Annotated in this window: 20 protein-coding genes; 11 read left to right on the top strand and 9 right to left on the bottom strand. The window is 29.3% G+C overall.

What is annotated here, in order from left to right:
• Positions 1 to 2: 2 nt before the first annotated feature.
• Positions 3 to 572 carry a xanthine phosphoribosyltransferase gene (locus tag V2W16_RS08280; protein ID WP_329384248.1) on the bottom strand — a complete coding sequence of 190 codons (570 nt, stop codon included), beginning with the start codon at positions 570 to 572 and terminating at the stop codon, positions 3 to 5.
• A 165-nt stretch (positions 573 to 737) separates the two neighbouring features.
• Between V2W16_RS08280 and V2W16_RS08275 the strand changes: the two genes are divergently transcribed.
• The 4 genes from V2W16_RS08275 to V2W16_RS08260 all read left to right on the top strand — a co-directional run bounded on the left by V2W16_RS08275 (position 738) and on the right by V2W16_RS08260 (position 3,976).
• Positions 738 to 1,112, top strand: coding sequence for a GntR family transcriptional regulator (locus V2W16_RS08275; RefSeq protein WP_329384244.1), 375 nt, complete (start codon positions 738 to 740; stop codon positions 1,110 to 1,112).
• A 3-nt stretch (positions 1,113 to 1,115) separates the two neighbouring features.
• Positions 1,116 to 1,976: an ABC transporter ATP-binding protein gene (locus V2W16_RS08270; RefSeq protein ID WP_329384241.1), complete on the top strand. Its 861-nt coding sequence runs from the start codon at positions 1,116 to 1,118 to the stop codon at positions 1,974 to 1,976.
• Complete coding sequence (locus V2W16_RS08265) at positions 1,976 to 2,623, top strand: ABC-2 transporter permease (protein WP_329384238.1); 648 nt, start codon at positions 1,976 to 1,978, stop codon at positions 2,621 to 2,623. Before V2W16_RS08270 ends, V2W16_RS08265 begins: the two co-directional genes overlap by 1 nt.
• A gap of 195 nt (positions 2,624 to 2,818) precedes the next feature.
• Positions 2,819 to 3,976, top strand: coding sequence for a DUF3048 domain-containing protein (locus V2W16_RS08260; protein WP_329384236.1), 1,158 nt, complete (start codon positions 2,819 to 2,821; stop codon positions 3,974 to 3,976).
• Positions 3,977 to 4,028: 52 nt separating this feature from the next.
• Here V2W16_RS08260 and catA read toward each other — a convergent pair whose 3' ends face one another.
• The gene (gene catA / locus V2W16_RS08255; protein WP_329384233.1) at positions 4,029 to 4,652 is read right to left on the bottom strand and encodes a type A chloramphenicol O-acetyltransferase; all 624 of its coding nucleotides are present in this window, start codon (positions 4,650 to 4,652) and stop codon (positions 4,029 to 4,031) included.
• Positions 4,653 to 4,706: 54 nt separating this feature from the next.
• On the bottom strand, positions 4,707 to 5,117 hold the full coding sequence (gene mscL / locus V2W16_RS08250) for a large conductance mechanosensitive channel protein MscL (RefSeq protein WP_329384230.1): 411 nt from the start codon (positions 5,115 to 5,117) through the stop codon (positions 4,707 to 4,709).
• Between the two features lie 354 nt (positions 5,118 to 5,471).
• On the opposite strand from mscL, the gene rny reads away from it, so the two are divergent.
• Positions 5,472 to 7,019, top strand: a complete 1,548-nt coding sequence (gene rny / locus V2W16_RS08245) for a ribonuclease Y (protein WP_138269335.1) — start codon at positions 5,472 to 5,474, stop codon at positions 7,017 to 7,019.
• Between the two features lie 15 nt (positions 7,020 to 7,034).
• Positions 7,035 to 7,817, top strand: coding sequence for a TIGR00282 family metallophosphoesterase (locus V2W16_RS08240; protein WP_329384225.1), 783 nt, complete (start codon positions 7,035 to 7,037; stop codon positions 7,815 to 7,817).
• A 75-nt stretch (positions 7,818 to 7,892) separates the two neighbouring features.
• Here V2W16_RS08240 and V2W16_RS08235 read toward each other — a convergent pair whose 3' ends face one another.
• Genes V2W16_RS08235 through V2W16_RS08220 form a run of 4 tightly spaced genes read right to left on the bottom strand, consistent with a single transcriptional unit; the run spans position 7,893 to position 10,893 of the window.
• The gene (locus V2W16_RS08235; protein WP_329384222.1) at positions 7,893 to 8,828 is read right to left on the bottom strand and encodes a thiamine pyrophosphate-dependent enzyme; all 936 of its coding nucleotides are present in this window, start codon (positions 8,826 to 8,828) and stop codon (positions 7,893 to 7,895) included.
• Positions 8,829 to 8,838: 10 nt separating this feature from the next.
• Positions 8,839 to 10,020: a pyruvate ferredoxin oxidoreductase gene (gene porA / locus V2W16_RS08230; protein WP_329384219.1), complete on the bottom strand. Its 1,182-nt coding sequence runs from the start codon at positions 10,018 to 10,020 to the stop codon at positions 8,839 to 8,841.
• The gene (locus V2W16_RS08225) at positions 10,020 to 10,319 is read right to left on the bottom strand and encodes a 4Fe-4S dicluster domain-containing protein (protein WP_329384216.1); all 300 of its coding nucleotides are present in this window, start codon (positions 10,317 to 10,319) and stop codon (positions 10,020 to 10,022) included. The genes porA and V2W16_RS08225 overlap by 1 nt, the downstream gene beginning before the upstream one ends.
• Position 10,320: 1 nt before the next feature.
• Positions 10,321 to 10,893, bottom strand: a complete 573-nt coding sequence (locus V2W16_RS08220) for a 2-oxoacid:acceptor oxidoreductase subunit gamma family protein (RefSeq protein ID WP_253229498.1) — start codon at positions 10,891 to 10,893, stop codon at positions 10,321 to 10,323.
• Between the two features lie 324 nt (positions 10,894 to 11,217).
• Here V2W16_RS08220 and V2W16_RS08215 point away from each other — a divergent pair, with 324 nt between their 5' ends.
• On the top strand, positions 11,218 to 11,478 hold the full coding sequence (locus V2W16_RS08215) for a stage V sporulation protein S (RefSeq protein WP_007049799.1): 261 nt from the start codon (positions 11,218 to 11,220) through the stop codon (positions 11,476 to 11,478).
• Positions 11,479 to 11,548: 70 nt separating this feature from the next.
• Positions 11,549 to 12,274: a TraX family protein gene (locus V2W16_RS08210; RefSeq protein WP_329384204.1), complete on the top strand. Its 726-nt coding sequence runs from the start codon at positions 11,549 to 11,551 to the stop codon at positions 12,272 to 12,274.
• A gap of 23 nt (positions 12,275 to 12,297) precedes the next feature.
• On the opposite strand, the gene V2W16_RS08205 is transcribed toward V2W16_RS08210, so the two are convergent.
• Both V2W16_RS08205 and V2W16_RS08200 read right to left on the bottom strand, forming a co-directional pair.
• Positions 12,298 to 12,771 (bottom strand): hypothetical protein, encoded by a 474-nt coding sequence (locus tag V2W16_RS08205; RefSeq protein WP_329384201.1) that lies wholly within the window; start codon positions 12,769 to 12,771, stop codon positions 12,298 to 12,300.
• Positions 12,772 to 12,792: 21 nt separating this feature from the next.
• Positions 12,793 to 14,061 carry an ArsB/NhaD family transporter gene (locus V2W16_RS08200; protein WP_329384199.1) on the bottom strand — a complete coding sequence of 423 codons (1,269 nt, stop codon included), beginning with the start codon at positions 14,059 to 14,061 and terminating at the stop codon, positions 12,793 to 12,795.
• A gap of 270 nt (positions 14,062 to 14,331) precedes the next feature.
• On the opposite strand from V2W16_RS08200, the gene V2W16_RS08195 reads away from it, so the two are divergent.
• From V2W16_RS08195 to V2W16_RS08185, 3 genes are all read left to right on the top strand, one after another.
• Positions 14,332 to 15,594, top strand: a complete 1,263-nt coding sequence (locus tag V2W16_RS08195) for an SPFH domain-containing protein (RefSeq protein ID WP_329384197.1) — start codon at positions 14,332 to 14,334, stop codon at positions 15,592 to 15,594.
• A 15-nt stretch (positions 15,595 to 15,609) separates the two neighbouring features.
• Positions 15,610 to 16,311 carry a hypothetical protein gene (locus tag V2W16_RS08190; protein ID WP_329384195.1) on the top strand — a complete coding sequence of 234 codons (702 nt, stop codon included), beginning with the start codon at positions 15,610 to 15,612 and terminating at the stop codon, positions 16,309 to 16,311.
• An 82-nt stretch (positions 16,312 to 16,393) separates the two neighbouring features.
• A partial coding sequence (locus V2W16_RS08185; protein WP_329384192.1) for a TFIIB-type zinc ribbon-containing protein occupies positions 16,394 to 16,917 on the top strand: 524 nt, incomplete at its 3' end.

The raw sequence follows: 16,917 nt of genomic DNA, 5'->3' as shown, positions 1-16,917 counted from the left end.
TTTTATCTAAATACTATCTCACCGTTATCCATAGAATCGATTATTGCAAGAGATTCAAGGTTAATTCCTTTTTCTCTGATAATTTTTCCACCTTCTTGCATTCCTTTTTCAATTACTATTCCTGCACCTTCTATTGTTGCTCCTGCTTCTTTTACAATTTGAATAAGTCCAAGAAGTGCGCAGCCATTTGCAAGAAAATCGTCTATTATAAGTACATGGTCATCTTTATCTAAAAATTTCTTTGAAAGTATAACATCATAGATCTTATTGTGGGTAAATGATTTTACTTTTGAATGATATACTTCTCCGTCTATATTGATACTTTGGGCTTTTTTTGCAAATACCACATCTACTCCAAAATACTGTGCGGTTATACAGGCAATACCTATTCCTGATGCTTCTATTGTAAGTATTTTTGTTATTTTTTTGTCTTTAAATCTTCTTTTAAATTCTTTACCTATTTCGTTTATTAGATTTATGTCCATTTGGTGATTTAAGAAACTGTCTACTTTTAGTACGTTTCCTTCTTTAACTGTTGCGTCTTTTAATATTTTGTTTTTTAATAGCTCCATTTTCCGCCTCTCAGGATTTTTATGATTAAAATAATACATTAAGTTTATATATTTTTCAAGAATGTTATTAATAAAATAAAATTGTACTTATTATATATTGACAATATATATATTATTATATATAATGTACTCATAAGATAAGTACAATTTAAAGGAGATGATTTTGTGGAAATTATTTTAAGTAATAATAGTAATAAACCAATATATGAACAAATAACATCTCAGATAAAAGCAATGATTATTAAAGGAGAGTTAAAACCGGGAGATTCTCTTCCTTCTATGAGAAAACTTGCAAAAGAACTTCATATAAGCGTAATAACATCTCAAAGAGTATATGAGGATTTACAAAGAGATGGATTTATAGAATCAAGCGTTGGGAGAGGTACGTTTGTTTCAGCTCAAAATAATGATTTTATCAGAGAAGAAAATTTAAGAAAAGTTGAAAGCATTATTGAAGAAGTTGTAGATATATCAAAGGAAAATGATATTAAGAAAGAACAGCTTTTAAAACTTATTGATATGTTTTATGAGGAGGGTTAAGTTATGGAATATGTACTTGAGGTAAATAATCTTACAAAAGAATATAAGGATTTTAAACTTGATGATATTTCTTTAAAAATACCAAAAGGGAGTGTTGTTGGTTTAATAGGTGAAAACGGTGCAGGGAAGTCTACTTTTATAAATTCGATTTTAAATATTAATGAACCTGAAAAAGGTGAAGTAAAAATATTTAATAAAAATATTAATGAACATGAAAAAGATATAAAAGAAGATATTGCGGTTATTTTTGATAAAAGTCATTATAGCGAATATATGAATGCAAAAATAATAGGTAAGATGCTCTCAAAGATATATAAAAATTGGGATAATGAAAAATATTATTCTTTACTTGATAATTTTGGTCTGCCTGTTAATAAGAAAATAAAGAAATTTTCAAAAGGAATGAAAATGAAACTTGAATTTGCATTGGCATTTTCTCATAGTCCTAAATTTTTAATTCTTGATGAATCTACAAGCGGGCTTGACCCTGTATTTAGAGATGAAATTTTGGAGTTACTTAGAAGTTATACGGAAAATGAAGAAAACAGCATATTAATTTCTTCTCATATTACAAGTGATCTTGATAAAATATCAGATTACATAGCATTTATACATGAAGGGAAATTACAGTTTGTTAAAGAGTATGAAGATATACATGATAATTACGGTGTTCTTTCATGCAAAAAAGATTTCTTTGATAGTTTAAACCCTGATGATATTGTTTTTTATAGAAAAGAAGCCTTTTCATATAAAGTTTTGGTTAAAAATAGAATGGAGCTTATGAATGTTTATAAGGATTTAATTATAGAAAATGCAAGTGTTGAAGATGTTATGTTATTTTACATTAAAGGAGAAAAGGTATAATGAAAGGAATAATATTTAAAGATTTTTATTTGGGATTTGGAATAAAAAAGAATTTAATTAGTTTTATATTTGCTTTTTTATTTATTGTTGCGCTTATGCTTTTTATGAGGTCAAATTTTGGTTTTTTGCTTTTTTGTGGTATAACGCTTCCTATGCTTGGTTCTTCTTTGTTTCAAGTAACTGTTGAAGAAGATGAAAAAACTGATTTTGATAAAATACAGCTTACTTATCCAATGACCAAAAAAGAAATAATATTTTCAAAGTATTTAAGCGGATTTATAATGCTTGGTTTATGTTTTATTTTAAATTTAATTGTATGTTATGTATATGTAGATATTTATAAAAGCATTTCCTTATCTTCTGCTTTAAGTGTATTCTTATTTTCCATTGGGGTAGGACTTATATTTAATGCTATAAGTTTCTTTATATTTGTACTTCTTGGAAATAAGAAAGGTGTTGTTTTATATATACTTCTTATTATGATGATTGCAGGGATTTACGGTGCAACTTCTTGGAGAGTTGATTATATATCTTATATAATGAATAATGTAAATATGATTCTTTCAATAGGATTAATATCAGGTATTGTATTGATGATAATAAGTTATTTTGCTTCTTTGAAAGTATACAAAAAGAGACATGCTTAAGAACCTGTAATTTGACAGGTTCTTATTTATATATAAATATTTTTGTTTATTTTAAGAAAGTGTTGTGATAATAACATTTTATTATAAAATTATTTTTAATGTAAATTTTATGTTGTAATATAATTAAATAAATGTAAAAGTTTGCATAATAAAAAGATTTGTGATAAAATTTTTGGTGTATAGGGGGTGGATATTATGAATAAAAAACTCATTGCAATTATAACATGTATATTTTTAATTCTTGTAACATTTTATGGGTGTGGAAAAGAAGAAAAAACGGCTGAAGTAAAGGCAGATGTTAATCCTCTTACAGGACTTGAAGGAATATCAAAAGAAGCTGTAGGGAAAAGACCTATTGCTGTAATGGTAAACAATCATAAAGAAGCATTACCACAATATGGAATAGGGGATGCAGATATTATTTTTGAAATTCCGGTAGAGGGCAATATTACAAGGCTTATGGCAGTTTATGGAGATTATACAAAAGTGCCTGATGTATGTCCTATTAGAAGTTGTAGATATTATTTCCCTATATTTGCAAATAGTTTTGATAGTATATATATTCATTGGGGAGCAAATTATTATACATACGATTTGTTAGGAAAAATGAATATGGATACATTTGATGGTATGAGTTATGGAAGTGAACTGTTTTCTAGGGATGAAAGCAGATTAAATAGTGGTTATGCATTAGAGCATACCGGATATTTGAAAGGTGGCAATATTCCTGAAGTTTTAAATAAAGAAAACATAAGGACTGATTTAAAAGAAGAAAAAAATAAACCTATTTTTGCTTTTGAACCTATTGTCAAAGAGGAAGTTGTTGAGGAAGAACCCGGATTTTTTGAAAAATTATTTGGTGGAAAAGAAGAGGAAGAAGCTAAAGAAGTTATTGAAACAACTAAACTTACTGCTTGCAACAAAGCTACATTAAATTTCTCTAATGAATATTATTCTACTTTTACATTTGACAGTGAAAGTAAAACATATAAAAAGCAACATAGCGGAAAAGATCAAATTGATGGGAAAACAAATAAACAATTGGAATTTACAAATGTGTTTATATTAGAAACTGAAATTGGTATGCTTGGTGTTGCAGAATTAAAAGAAGTTGATTGGAAAGGTGGTAGCGGATATTATCTTTCAAACGGTAGAGTTCAAGAAATTAAGTGGTCAAAAGACAGTGAAGAGGGTGATTTAAAGATTACTACTCTTGAAGGAAATGAACTTCCAGTATATGAAGGGAAAAGTTATATAGGTGTTATACAAAAAGATAAAACTGATTTTGAATTAAATAAAGAAGATATACAAACAAGAGAAATATATTCACCTGAGACTCAAGCTGCAAAATAAAAAAAGAGCATTTAGCTCTTTTTTTATTGTTTGAAAGAATTTATGTATATTTTTATTTGTTTATTAAATCCTGTAATTCATTTAAAAATTGACATACATGAAATCCGTCACATATTGCATGGTGAACTTGTATAGATAATGGAATTAAGAATTTATCATCTTCTTTGTAGTATTTACCTAATGTAAAAATAGGGGATAAATATGTATAACCTTTTTGAAGGTTTAAATTAAAACTTTCAAAAGTTGTCCAAGGTATCATTGATACATTAAATGTGTTACTTGGAGTATTGGATTTTGCATTTAATTCTTTTTTGTTTCCATATTGTTTTAAGTCATTTTCATATTCAGCATAAAAATCATTAATATTTGATGTATACCTTGTCCAAATATTTGAAAAAGTTTTTGTATCTTTATGAAATATTGTATAGCAAGGTATCATTTCGTCATAAATGCCAAGCTCACCATTTTCATTAAATGCTGTTTTAAATTCATCATGTTTATTTACAATGTTTGTTATATAGTAAAGCATTGTTGGATATAATTTTATATTTTTTGACTTTATTTTTGTAATATCTAATTTTATAGTCATACTATATGTACAAGGTATATTAGAAAAATAATGTTCAAAATATTCTTTCCTATTCCAATTATTTATATTTATTTTTTTTAATTTCATTTTAACTCCTTGATTGTAATTTTAATAAACTTTTTTATTTTAAGTTAATTAAATTTATTCTGTTAAATCAGAAGTACAATGTGCGCATTTTGTGGCTTCTACCGGGATTTCACTTAAGCAATAAGGGCATTTTTTTGTTTTAGGTGCTTCATCTTCTTTTTGTTTTCTTCCGATTGATGCTAATTTGTTTAACATTTTCACCATAACAAAGATAATAAATGCCATTATTAAAAAGTTTATTACGGCAGTTATAAAAGAACCATATCTAATTTGAACATCAAGTACTGTTATAACCATGTCTGAAAAATCAGTTCTGGCAAATAAGCCAATAATAGGGGAGATTATATCTTTAACAAGAGAGTTTATTATTGATTGAAAAGCACCCCCGATTATAACACCGACTGCTAAATCCATTACATTCCCTCTTAAAGCAAACTCTTTAAATTCATTAAGGAATTGTTTCATAAAATTACCTCCTTTTTGTGCTAAACATTATACCGCATTTTGTGTTTTATTAAAATATAAAATCATAATAATATTTTAATAGTAAAAAATTGTAAAAAATATTATGAATTTTATAAAAACCTTTTTATTTTTTTGTTGACTTAATAGTGAAAAAACATTAAAATTAGTAGGTAGTATGTTTAAATTACGATAATAAACTAAACTTTTTTAGTATTTATATATATTTAAAATTTTATATTTTTATATATTTTTAACTCTAATACCAGAAACATAGTATTGTTTTGTTTGGTTCATTTTCGTTACATACTTAAAATTAAATATTTTTATTAATTAATTTAAAATAAGGAGGAGAAAATGGAATTATCACTTCCAGTAGTGCTAATTATAGCGGCTGTTATTGGGATAATTTGCTTTTTCATCGGTGGATATTATAAGCAGACATCTGGCGAAGGCAAACTTAGAAATGCCGAACAAACTGCCAATAAGATGGTCGAAGATGCTTTAAAAGAAGGCGAAAGAATAAAAAAAGAAAAGCTTATTGAAGCAAAAGACGAAGTGCTTAATTTAAAAACTGAATTTGACAAAGAAGCAAGAGCCAGAAGAGAAGAACTTCAACTTGTTGAAAAAAGAGTTCTTCAAAGAGAAGAAATGGCAGATAAAAGAAGCGATGCTTTAGATCATAAAGAAGCTTCTTTGATAAAGAAAAATGAAGAGCTTCTAAAAAAAGAAGATAAACTTGAAAAAACTCATCAAGAACAAATTAAAGAGCTTGAAAAGATTTCAAAACTAACATTTGAAGAAGCTAGACAATTACTTCTTTCTGATGTTGAAAAGCAAATTTCCAGAGAGACTGCATTACTTATTAAAAATAAGGAATTAGAAGCAAAGGAACAAGCTGATAAAAAAGCTATGGAAATTGTATCTTATGCAATTCAAAGATGTGCTGCCGATCATGTTGCAGAAACTACTGTTTCTGTCGTAAACTTACCTAACGATGAAATGAAAGGTAGAATAATCGGTAGAGAAGGAAGAAACATAAGAACAATTGAAACTTTAACGGGTATTGATTTAATTATTGATGATACTCCTGAAGCTGTTATTCTTTCAGGATTTGATCCTGTAAGAAGAGAAATTGCAAGAATTTCTCTTGAAAGACTTATTGTTGATGGAAGAATTCATCCTGCAAGAATTGAAGAAACAATTAAAAAAGCAGAAAAAGAAATTGATACAAAAATCAGAGAAATGGGTGAACAAGCGTTATTTGATACAAACGTTATGAAACTTCATCCTGATTTAACAAAACTTATAGGTAGACTTCATTATCGTACAAGTTACGGACAAAATGTATTAAAACATTCTATTGAAGTTGCAAACTTAGCGGGAATTATGGCAGATGAACTTGGTGCAAATGCAAAACTTGCAAGAAGAGCAGGTATGCTTCATGATATAGGTAAAGCAATTGACCATGAAGTTGAAGGAAGCCATGTTTCTATAGGTGTTGATTTATTAAAGAAATATAAAGAAAATAAAGAAGTTATTCATGCTGTTGAAGCTCACCATGGTGATGTTGAACCGGCAACTGTTGAAGCCGTATTGGTTCAAGCTGCCGATGCTATTTCTGCAGCAAGACCGGGAGCAAGAAGAGAAACACTTGAAAGCTATACAAAACGTCTTGAAAAATTAGAACAAATTGCAAATTCTTTTGAAGGCGTTGATAAATCTTATGCAATCCAAGCCGGAAGAGAAATCAGAGTTATGGTTAAACCAGAACAAGTAGATGATTTACAAATGGTTCATGTTGCAAAAGAAATAGCAAATATGGTTGAAAATGATCTTGAATATCCAGGTCATATCAAAGTAAGCATAATAAGAGAAACAAGAGCAACAGAATATGCAAAATAGTTAAAGAGGTAAAAATTGAAGATTTTAGTATTTGGTGATATATTCGCTAAATATGGAAGAAAGCTCATCGTTGATGAGCTTTCTGATATTAAAGCAGAATATAAAGCGGATTTTGTAATTGCAAACGGAGAAAATTCGGCTAACGGAAAAGGAATAACAAGAAAAGTATATAACGAACTTAGAAGTTGTGGTATTGATGTTATAACATCGGGAAATCACATTTGGGATAATAAAGATGTGTATAATTTTATTCAAGAAGAAGATAGAATGATAAGACCTGCAAATTATCCTTCTCCTTGTCCTGGAAGAGGATATGAAGTGTATAGAGTTGGAAAAGTAAGGGTAGGGGTTGTAAATTTATCTGGAACTACTTACTTAAATCCTCTTGATAATCCTTTTGATGTTGCAGATAAAATATATGAAGAAATAAAAAATATATGCGATATTATTATGTTAGACTTTCATGCAGAAGCAACAAGCGAAAAAATTGCTATGGGATATTTTGTTGATGGAAGATTTTCCGGTGTATATGGAACCCATACTCATGTTCAAACTGCAGACAACATGGTTTTGGAAAATGGGACAGGTTATATAACAGATGTTGGAATGTGCGGAAGTGTTGACGGGGTTATAGGCGTAGACAGAGAATTCATTGTAAAGAAATTTAGAGCACAAAGACCAACGGGTAAATATGCTCTTGCAATGGGAAGAAGACAGATAAATGGTGCTGTATTTACTTTTGATGATACGACTTTTAAATGCACAAATGTAGAAAGAATTTATAGGATATACGATTAAAACGGCAGTTTTGCCGTTTTTTTTATAAAAAATACAGACTGTATTATACAGTCCGTACTTTTATATTATGGCTACCTATTTACATTTTTTCAAAAGATTTTCCCAGCGTTTATCTACTTCTTTTTGGAATTGTTCAATTAAATCTTCGTTTCCTTTTTTGAATAGATGTTTAAATCTTCCTTGTGGTCTTAAAAAATCTTCAATAGGAAGTTTTTTCTTTGGTTCATAGTTAAGTTTCCATTCTCCGTCTATTACTTCAAATAGTGGCCAGTAACATGTTTCTACTGCCAAGTTACATATTTCAATAATATCAGAAGTATTATATCTCCAACCTCTTGGACAAGGAGACATTACATTTAGGAATGTTGCTCCCTTTGTATATATTGCTTTTTCAGCTTTCAAATGTAAATCTCTAAAGTTTTGAACAAATGTTGTTTGCGCAACGTATGGAGCATTATGTGCAACCATTATTTCAGTAAGGTCTTTTCTGTTTTGAAGTTTCCCGTTACTTTTTTTACCAACAGGTGTTGTTGTTGTATCAGCGTACATTGGAGTAGCTGAAGAACGTTGGATACCTGTGTTCATATAAGCACCGTTATCATAGCAAACGTAAGTAAAGTCATGGTTACGTTCAACTGCTCCTGATAGAGATTGAAGTCCTATATCGTATGTACCTCCATCTCCACCGAATACAATAAATTTAAAATTTGGATCTTTTTTAAGTTTTCCTTTTCTTTTTAATGCCTTATATGCACCTTCAACACCACTTATAGTTGCAGCTGCATTTTCAAAAGCATTATGTATATAACTGTCTTCCCAAGATGTATAAGGGTAAATAAATGTTGATACTTCCATACAGCTGGTGGCATTTCCTATTACAGCTTTATCTTCTGGTTTTAATCCTCTTAATACGTTTCTTACTGTAATTGTTCCTCCGCACCCTGCACACATTCTGTGTCCCGGTGCTAAACGTTCAGGTCTGCTTATTACTTCTTTAAAATTATAACTCATATTGCCACCTCTATTCTCTTACACCCATAAATCTGTAAGTATCGTATTTTTCATTAGATTTATGTATATTTTCAAGTTCGTTAAATACATTTTCCATATTGTCTACAGTAACGTCTCTTCCTCCAAGACCATAAATATAGTTCACTGCTTTGCAATTATTATTTGCTTTATAAAGAGAAGACATAACTTCGCTTCCAAGAGGACCTCCTTGAGAACTAAAGCTTTCAGCTCTATCCATTATTGCAACGGCTTTTACGTCTTTAAGAGCCTGTGCAATTTCTTCTCCAGGGAAAGGTCTGAATACTCTTACTTTTAAAAGTCCCACTTTTTTGCCTTCTTTTCTCATTTTATCTATTGTATCTTTTGTTGTTCCTGCTGCAGAACCAATGATTACTACTGCATAATCAGCATCGTCTAATTTGTATTCTTCAAAAAGTCCGTATTTCCTTCCTGAAATTTTTTCAAACTTTTCTGCAATGTCAAGTATAACTTGTTTTGCATTTTTCATTGCATTAGCTTGTGCAACTTTTGCTTCCATATAATAATCAGTTACTGAATAAGCTCCAATTGCAAAAGATTTTTTAGGATTTAAAAGATAATTTTCAGGTTCATATTCGCCTACAAAATCTTTAACATCTTTATCATCTAAAAGCTCTATATTTTCAACTGCATGAGATGTTATAAATCCGTCTTGACAAATCATTATAGGGAGTAATACATCTTTATTTTCTGCAATAGGGTAAGCTTGAATTATATTATCATATGCTTCTTGATTGTTTTCAGAATATATTTGAATCCAGCCTGAATCTCTTGCTCCCATACTGTCTGAGTGGTCACAGTTTATGTTTATAGGTCCTGATAGGGCTCTGTTTACAAGTGTAAGTAAAATAGGAAGTCTGTCTGATGCTGCAACGTATAGTTCTTCCCACATAAAAGCAAGTCCGCAAGATGATGTTGCCGTAACACTTCTTGCTCCTGCTGCTTCGGCACCTACTGCTGCACTCATTGAAGAATGTTCACTTTCAACTGTGATAAATTCTGTATTTACTTTTCCGTTAGATACAAAAGATGCGAAATATTGTGGTATTTCTGTAGATGGAGTAATTGGAAATGCAGGGAATACATCCGGATTAATTTGTTTTAGAGCGTATGCTGCCGCTTCGTTTCCTGATAATCTGTCTTTCTTTGTCATTATTTTACTCCTTCCATTTTTATTGCACCAAATGGGCAAATTTTTACGCATATTCCACAGCCTTTACAGTGGTTTACATCAACTGCTACTCTGTGATTATGGGCAATTGGTATTGCACTGTCGGGACAAGCTTGTGCACATAAAAGACATTGTCTACATTCTTCTCCGATTACTTTAGGTTTTACACTTGTCCATTCTCCTGTATTAAATAATTTAGAAGTACCGCCTTCATCTATTGTCATTGCTGTTGTAAGTTCGTGCCATGCGGGTTTTTTACTTAATTTTTTTATATCAGCCATATTATCTTACCTCCCTTAATGCCATTTTAAGAGCTTTCATGTTTCCGCTTACAACTTCATGTTTGTTTGCGAATTTATGTTCAAAAGATGCTTTCATTTCTTTTAAAAATAAATCTTCATCCATTATTTTCGATACTTTAACTATTGCTGCAAGCATTGGAGAGTTTGGAAAGTATTTTCCAAGACAAGCCATTGAAACTTTTTTTGCGTCTATTGTATAGATACCGCCTTTATAATCATTTAGAAGGTGTTTTATTTCTTCTTTATCTTTTGTTGTATTTATTACTATAGCACCGTCTTCTTTAAGTCCTTTTGTTACATCAACGCTGTCAAGTAAACTTTCGTCTACAACTACCACGAATTGTGGTGTATATATATTTGAATGCACTCTTACAGGAGTATCGCTTATACGGTTATATGCAGTTATTGGTGCTCCCATACGTTCTGGTCCGTATTCAGGGAAACCTTGTACATATTTTCCTGTTTGGAAGGCAACATCGGCAAGTAACAAAGCTGCAGTTTTTGCTCCTTGACCGCCTCTTCCGTGCCATCTTATTTCTACACAGTTATTCATATTTTATCTCCTTTATATATAGTAAATTAAAGTATAACCGCATATTATATCAGAATTTTCTGAAAATTACAAACAATAATTTCCAAAATAATAAAAATATTTAGAAAATTATTGAAATTTATTATTCTTTTTATATTAATTTCTTCGACAAAAAGCACAAAAGTTCTATAAATAGTTATGATATTATGATTTTAGATTTTCATAGTAATATTTAAAGAAAGTCATTATAAAATTCATTAATTATGGGAATAATACAAGTTTTATTACATATTAATTAATGAAGAAATTAACTTATTAATAACTTATATTTTAGGAGGAAACATTATGGAAGTATTGAAAGTATCATCCGGTTCAAACCCTAATTCTGTTGCGGGGGCGCTTGCGGGTGTAATTAGAGAAAGTGATCAGGCAGAGGTTCAGGCAATTGGAGCAGGAGCGTTAAATCAAGCGATAAAAGCCATAGCCATTGCTAGAGGATATGTTGCTCCGGGAGGGCATGATCTTGTTTGTATTCCCGCATTTACGGAAGTTGAAATAAATGGCAGTGACAGAACGGGAATTAAGTTAATAGTCAAAAGCAGATAAAGCACTACTCTGTAGTGCTTTTTTTATTGATATCTTTATTTTTGTGGTATTATTTATTAAGGTGATAACAATGAAAGATTGCTTGAATTCAAATCAGATTAAAATTATTGCTTTAATATTAATGCTTATAGATCATATTGGAGGGGGTTTAATAGAAAATGGCATATTAAATTTTAGTGTATTTTGGGGAAGAGATGCTCTATTTTGGTTTAATATTGATTATGCTTTAAGATTTATAGGAAGAATATCTTTCCCTTTGTTTTGTTATTTTATTGTTGAAGGGTTTTTACATACAAAGAGCATAAAGAGATACTTTATAAGAATATTAATATTTGCTTTTATTTCTGAAATTCCTTTTGATTTAGCATTTCATAATTCATTTTTTTATTTAGGATATCAAAATGTTTTGTTTGAATTTGCTCTTGCGGTATTGATGCTTGGAGCTTTAAGTAAAAACAGCGGAGCAATTTTCAAACAGGGGATAATAGTATTTGTTTTTTGTATTTTAAGTTATTATCTTCGTTTGGATTATGATTATATCGGTATTTTATTAATAGCAATATTTTATTTATTTAGAAATGATAAATCAATGATGTTTTTATTGTCAGGAGTTTTACTTATGTATAGTTCGAAAAGCTTTTTTTGCATAAGTGTATTTTCTCTTTTAATTATTAATATGTATAATGGATTAAAGGGAAAATTAAATATAAAATATCTTTTTTATTTGTTTTATCCTATTCATTTAACTTTGCTTGTATTTATTCGAATTTACATTTTGGGTATTTTTATAAATTAAAAAAAGACAGTATATACTGTCTTTTATTTAAGTTTTACTTTTATTTTTTCATATGCTTCTTCTGTATTATGCATTTGAATAACTTCCATTATTTCTTTTATTCCCACCTCAATATTATCAAGCATTTCTCTGTCAATATTGTAATTTAAAAACAGATTTTCTAAATATTGAGAGATAAAAACACTGCTTTGTGCAATTTCTATAAATTTATCGAAATTATTGCTGTTTGCTGCATTTTTAAATTTTGCGATATCTTTTTCTATAAATTTAACTATTTCATCAACGTTCGCATATTTTTCTTCCCATAGTGGATATGGTTTAAGTCTTTGTAGATAAAATTTGTCTTCTCTTGTAATTGTGAAGATATAAGAAACCATACATTTTTCATTTATATCAAATTCGACCAAATGCATTTGACTATTGAACTTGCTTATTTTTGCACCAAGTTGTTTTAGACTAAAGTCTATTATATCTCCGCTTACTGAATTCCTATTCATGCTAAATCTCCTTTCTTCTTATTAGAATCGTATTAATAAATATATAGATGATATTATTATTGATATAATCATTAACGGAAAACCTATTTTCATGTAATGTTTAAAAGTTATAGGATATCCGTTTTTGCTACTTATGCTTGATAGAACTACATTTGCAGATGCTCCAATTAATGTTCCGTTACCTCCAAGACAAGCACCTAAAGATAATGCCCACCATAGTGGTGTTACGTCAATATTTCCTGTTTGTTGCATTGTAAGGATTAGAGGTATTAAAGTTGCAACGAAAGGAATATTATCAAGGAATGAAGAAATAATTGCAGATGCCCAAAGTATTATAATCATTGTAAGTATCATATTACCGCTTGTGGCAGACACCAATAAATTAGCTAATTTATCGATTACTCCTGTTTCTTCAAGACCTCCTACTACTATAAATAGTCCTATAAAGAAAAGTATTGTTGACCATTCTACTCCAAGAATTATTTCTTCTGCATCTTGTTTTCCAATAAGTAACATAATTATAGCAGCAAGAAGTGCTATAACGCAAGATTCCATTTGTAGCTGAGAATGGAAAATAAATCCGATTACAACAAGAACAATAAGAACAATACTTTTTATCATTAAAGATTTATCTTTTATTGCTTTGTTTTCATCCATTTCCATTACTTTACTTATATTTTCTTCATCAACAACAAGTTGTTTTTTATAAATTAAAAGAAAATATATTATTGCTGTAATAATAATGAATATTACAGGTAGTCCTGTATTTAATATAAAATCTGTAAATCCTAAATTTGCAGCACTTCCAATCATTATGTTTGGCGGGTCCCCAATTAGTGTTGCAGTACCACCTATATTTGAAGCCATAATTTGAGTAATAAGGAATGGTATGGGATTAATATTTAATATTCTTGTTATTGCTATTGTCATTGGACCAATTAATAAAACTGTAGTAACATTATCAAGGAATGCTGACAAAATAGTAGTTATTAAAATGAATATAATCATTATATTAACCGGTTTTCCTTTTGCAATTTTAGCCGACTTGATTGCTATGTATTCAAATATACCTGAATTTTTTACTACAGCTACAAAAAGCATCATGCCAACCAATACGCCGACCGTATTTATATCTACATAAGCTATGCTTGTTTCTATTGTTAAAATATGTGTAACAATGAGAAGTATTGCACCTGTAATTGCTGCAACAGTACGATGTACTCTTTCTGTCATAATTGCTGTCATTGTAATTAAAAAGATTACTATTGAAATAATTTGCTCTGTTGTCATTTTTTACCTGCCTATAAATTATTTTGTATTTAATAAACTTGTATATTATATATTAAAAGTTTTTTTATAGCAATGATTTATTTTCATATTATATATAATAAAAAATGTTGTATTTGATAAATATAATTTATAATTAAAATAAATTATTTTATATTATCTTTTGGATATTTCGTTGATATGTTATGTAAAATCATTTATAATTTAAATTGAAAACGTACAATAAAATATAAAAAATTTAAATAAATATTTAATAAAAGGGGAGATGATTTTATGGCTAAAATAGCAGATGTTATTAAATATGAGGGAGATAATTCTACATTTATATGGAAACATCCTATGGAAGATTTTAACGGTTTGACCCAGCTTATTGTTCATGAATCTCAAGAAGCGGTATTTTTTATGAACGGTCAAGCCTTAGACTTATTTGGACCTGGACGATACACTCTTGAAACTCAAAATATACCTTTAATAGGTAAGATTTTGAATAGAGCAACGGATGATAAAACACCATTTCATTGTGAGGTTTATTTTATAAATAAAACAGAACAAATGGCAATAAAATGGGGAACAGACAGTAAAGTTCAATATATTGAACCTACATATGGTTTTCCTATCTATATAGGTGCTTCCGGAGAAATGAGTCTTAAGGTTAATGACAGCAGAAAACTTCTTGTAAAACTTGTGGGTACGGAAAATTATTTAAATAGAGATACTTTGGTTAGTTTTTTCCGTTCATTCCTTATGACAAGAGTAAAAACTTATATTGCTCAAGTAATGAAAAATAATGCAATAAATATTTTTGAAATTGATGAAAATATAACTCTTTTTTCTGAATCTATTAAGAAATTATTAGTTAATGATTTTAGTGATTACGGAATGAATCTTGAAAGATTTTTTGTAACAAATATTGTTAAACCGGACGGGGATAGACAATACGAAAAATTTAAAGAACTTCATTTCCGTCAATATGCAGATATTGCAGAAGCGAAAATTAAACAACAAACAGATATTATTCATGCTCAAACAGAAGCTCAAAAAACAGTTATAGAATCTAAGGCTTTAGCAACAAAAAGAAGTCAAGAAGGATATACATATCAACAAGAACGTGGATTTGATGTTGCGGAACAAGTTGCACAGAACGAAGCTGTTGGAGAGTTTACAAATATGGGAGTTGGTTTTGGAACAATGGCCGGTGTAGGCGGAGCCGTTGGTGGTATGGTTGGAGGCATGATGAGTGATGCAATGGATTCTTCAATTAACGCAAGTGAAACAGTGCAAAATGGTCAAAAAGTTAATGTATGCTCAAAATGTGGGGCTGTGCTTCCTTCATCTGCAAAATTCTGTTTAAATTGTGGTCAACAAGTTATTGATAAATCTATGGAAACAATTATATGTCCAAATTGTAATAAAACAGTTGCAAAAGGGAAATTCTGTCCTAAATGTGGTTTTAAATTGGAAAATACATGTTCAAAATGCGGTGCAAAAATTGTAACAGATGCAAAATTCTGTCCTGAATGTGGGGAAAAATTATAAAAAGGGGAAATAGAAATGAAAAGATATTTTAATTATTATGCTGTTTGTTGGGCAGTAGCTTTTATTGTCTTAAATTTAGTTATTTTTATTATGCCAAATATGGTAACAGGTATAAATAAAATTACGGGAAGTTTTTTTGTTGGTTATGCTTTAATTGATATAGCTTTCTTAGGACAATTACTTTGTAGTTATATTTTCTTTAAAGAAGATAAAAAAGAGAAAGTTTTTTTAAATCTACCTATTATTACCATAAGTTATTCTGCATTAATTATATCTTTAATTGTCGGAATAATTTGTATGGTTGTTCCAGGATTCCCATTTTGGTTAGGTGTTATTATTTGTTTACTTGTTCTAGGTTTTTATGCTATTTCAATAGTTAAGGCTAAAGCTGCAGGTCAAATGGTTGGTGACATTGATGATAAAATAAAAGAACAAACAATCTTTATAAAATCACTTACTGCAGATTCTCAAAGTTTAATTAACTATGCAAAAAATAATAAGTCAAAAGCTATGTGTGAAAAAGTATTTGAAGCGATCCGTTATAGTGATCCAATGTCATGTGATGCTATTTCATCTATTGAAACTGAAATTACATTAAGATTTAATGATTTTGCAAAAATGGTGAAAGAAGAAAAAGAAGAAGGTTTGGATAAGCTTTGTGATGAAATTCTTGTTTTAATTAATGATAGAAATCAAAAATGTAAACTTTTTAAATAATTATATTATAGAAGTAGAAATTATAATTTCTACTTCTATAAAGTTTTTATATTAAATTTTTTATAATTTGTTAGGGGAAAAGATGGCAGAGTATAAATGTAAAATGTGTGGCGGCACGTTAAGAATAGAAGAAAATCAAGAGGTAGGAGTATGTGAGTACTGCGGTACAAAGCAGACATTACCTCTATTAAATGACGAAAAAAGAGAAAATTTATATAATGCAGCCAGTGAACTAAGAAGGAATAATGAATACGATAGAGCATTAAAGGTATATGAAAATATCTTAGAAGATGACAGCACAGATGCAGAGGCATATTGGTGTTTAGTATTATGTAAATATGGAATAGAATATGTAGAAGATCCAATAACACAAAAAATAGTACCGACAATAAATAGAACACACTATACATCAGTATTTGCAGATGGAGACTATAAACTTGCAATAAAATATGCAAGTGAAGAACAAAAGAGAATATACGAAGAACAGGCAAGAGAAATAGACGAGATACAAAAGGGGATACTTGAAATATCAAAGAAAGAAGAACCTTTTGATGTATTCATATGTTATAAAGAAACGGATAAGAATGGAAGAAGAACAAGGGATTC

Origin of the sequence: Anaerofustis butyriciformans (assembly GCF_036289385.1) — a bacterium.
Taxonomy (GTDB): domain Bacteria; phylum Bacillota; class Clostridia; order Eubacteriales; family Anaerofustaceae; genus Anaerofustis; species Anaerofustis butyriciformans.
The sequence above is the reverse complement of the archived record's forward strand: the minus strand, read 5'-3'. Positions and strand labels throughout refer to the sequence as shown.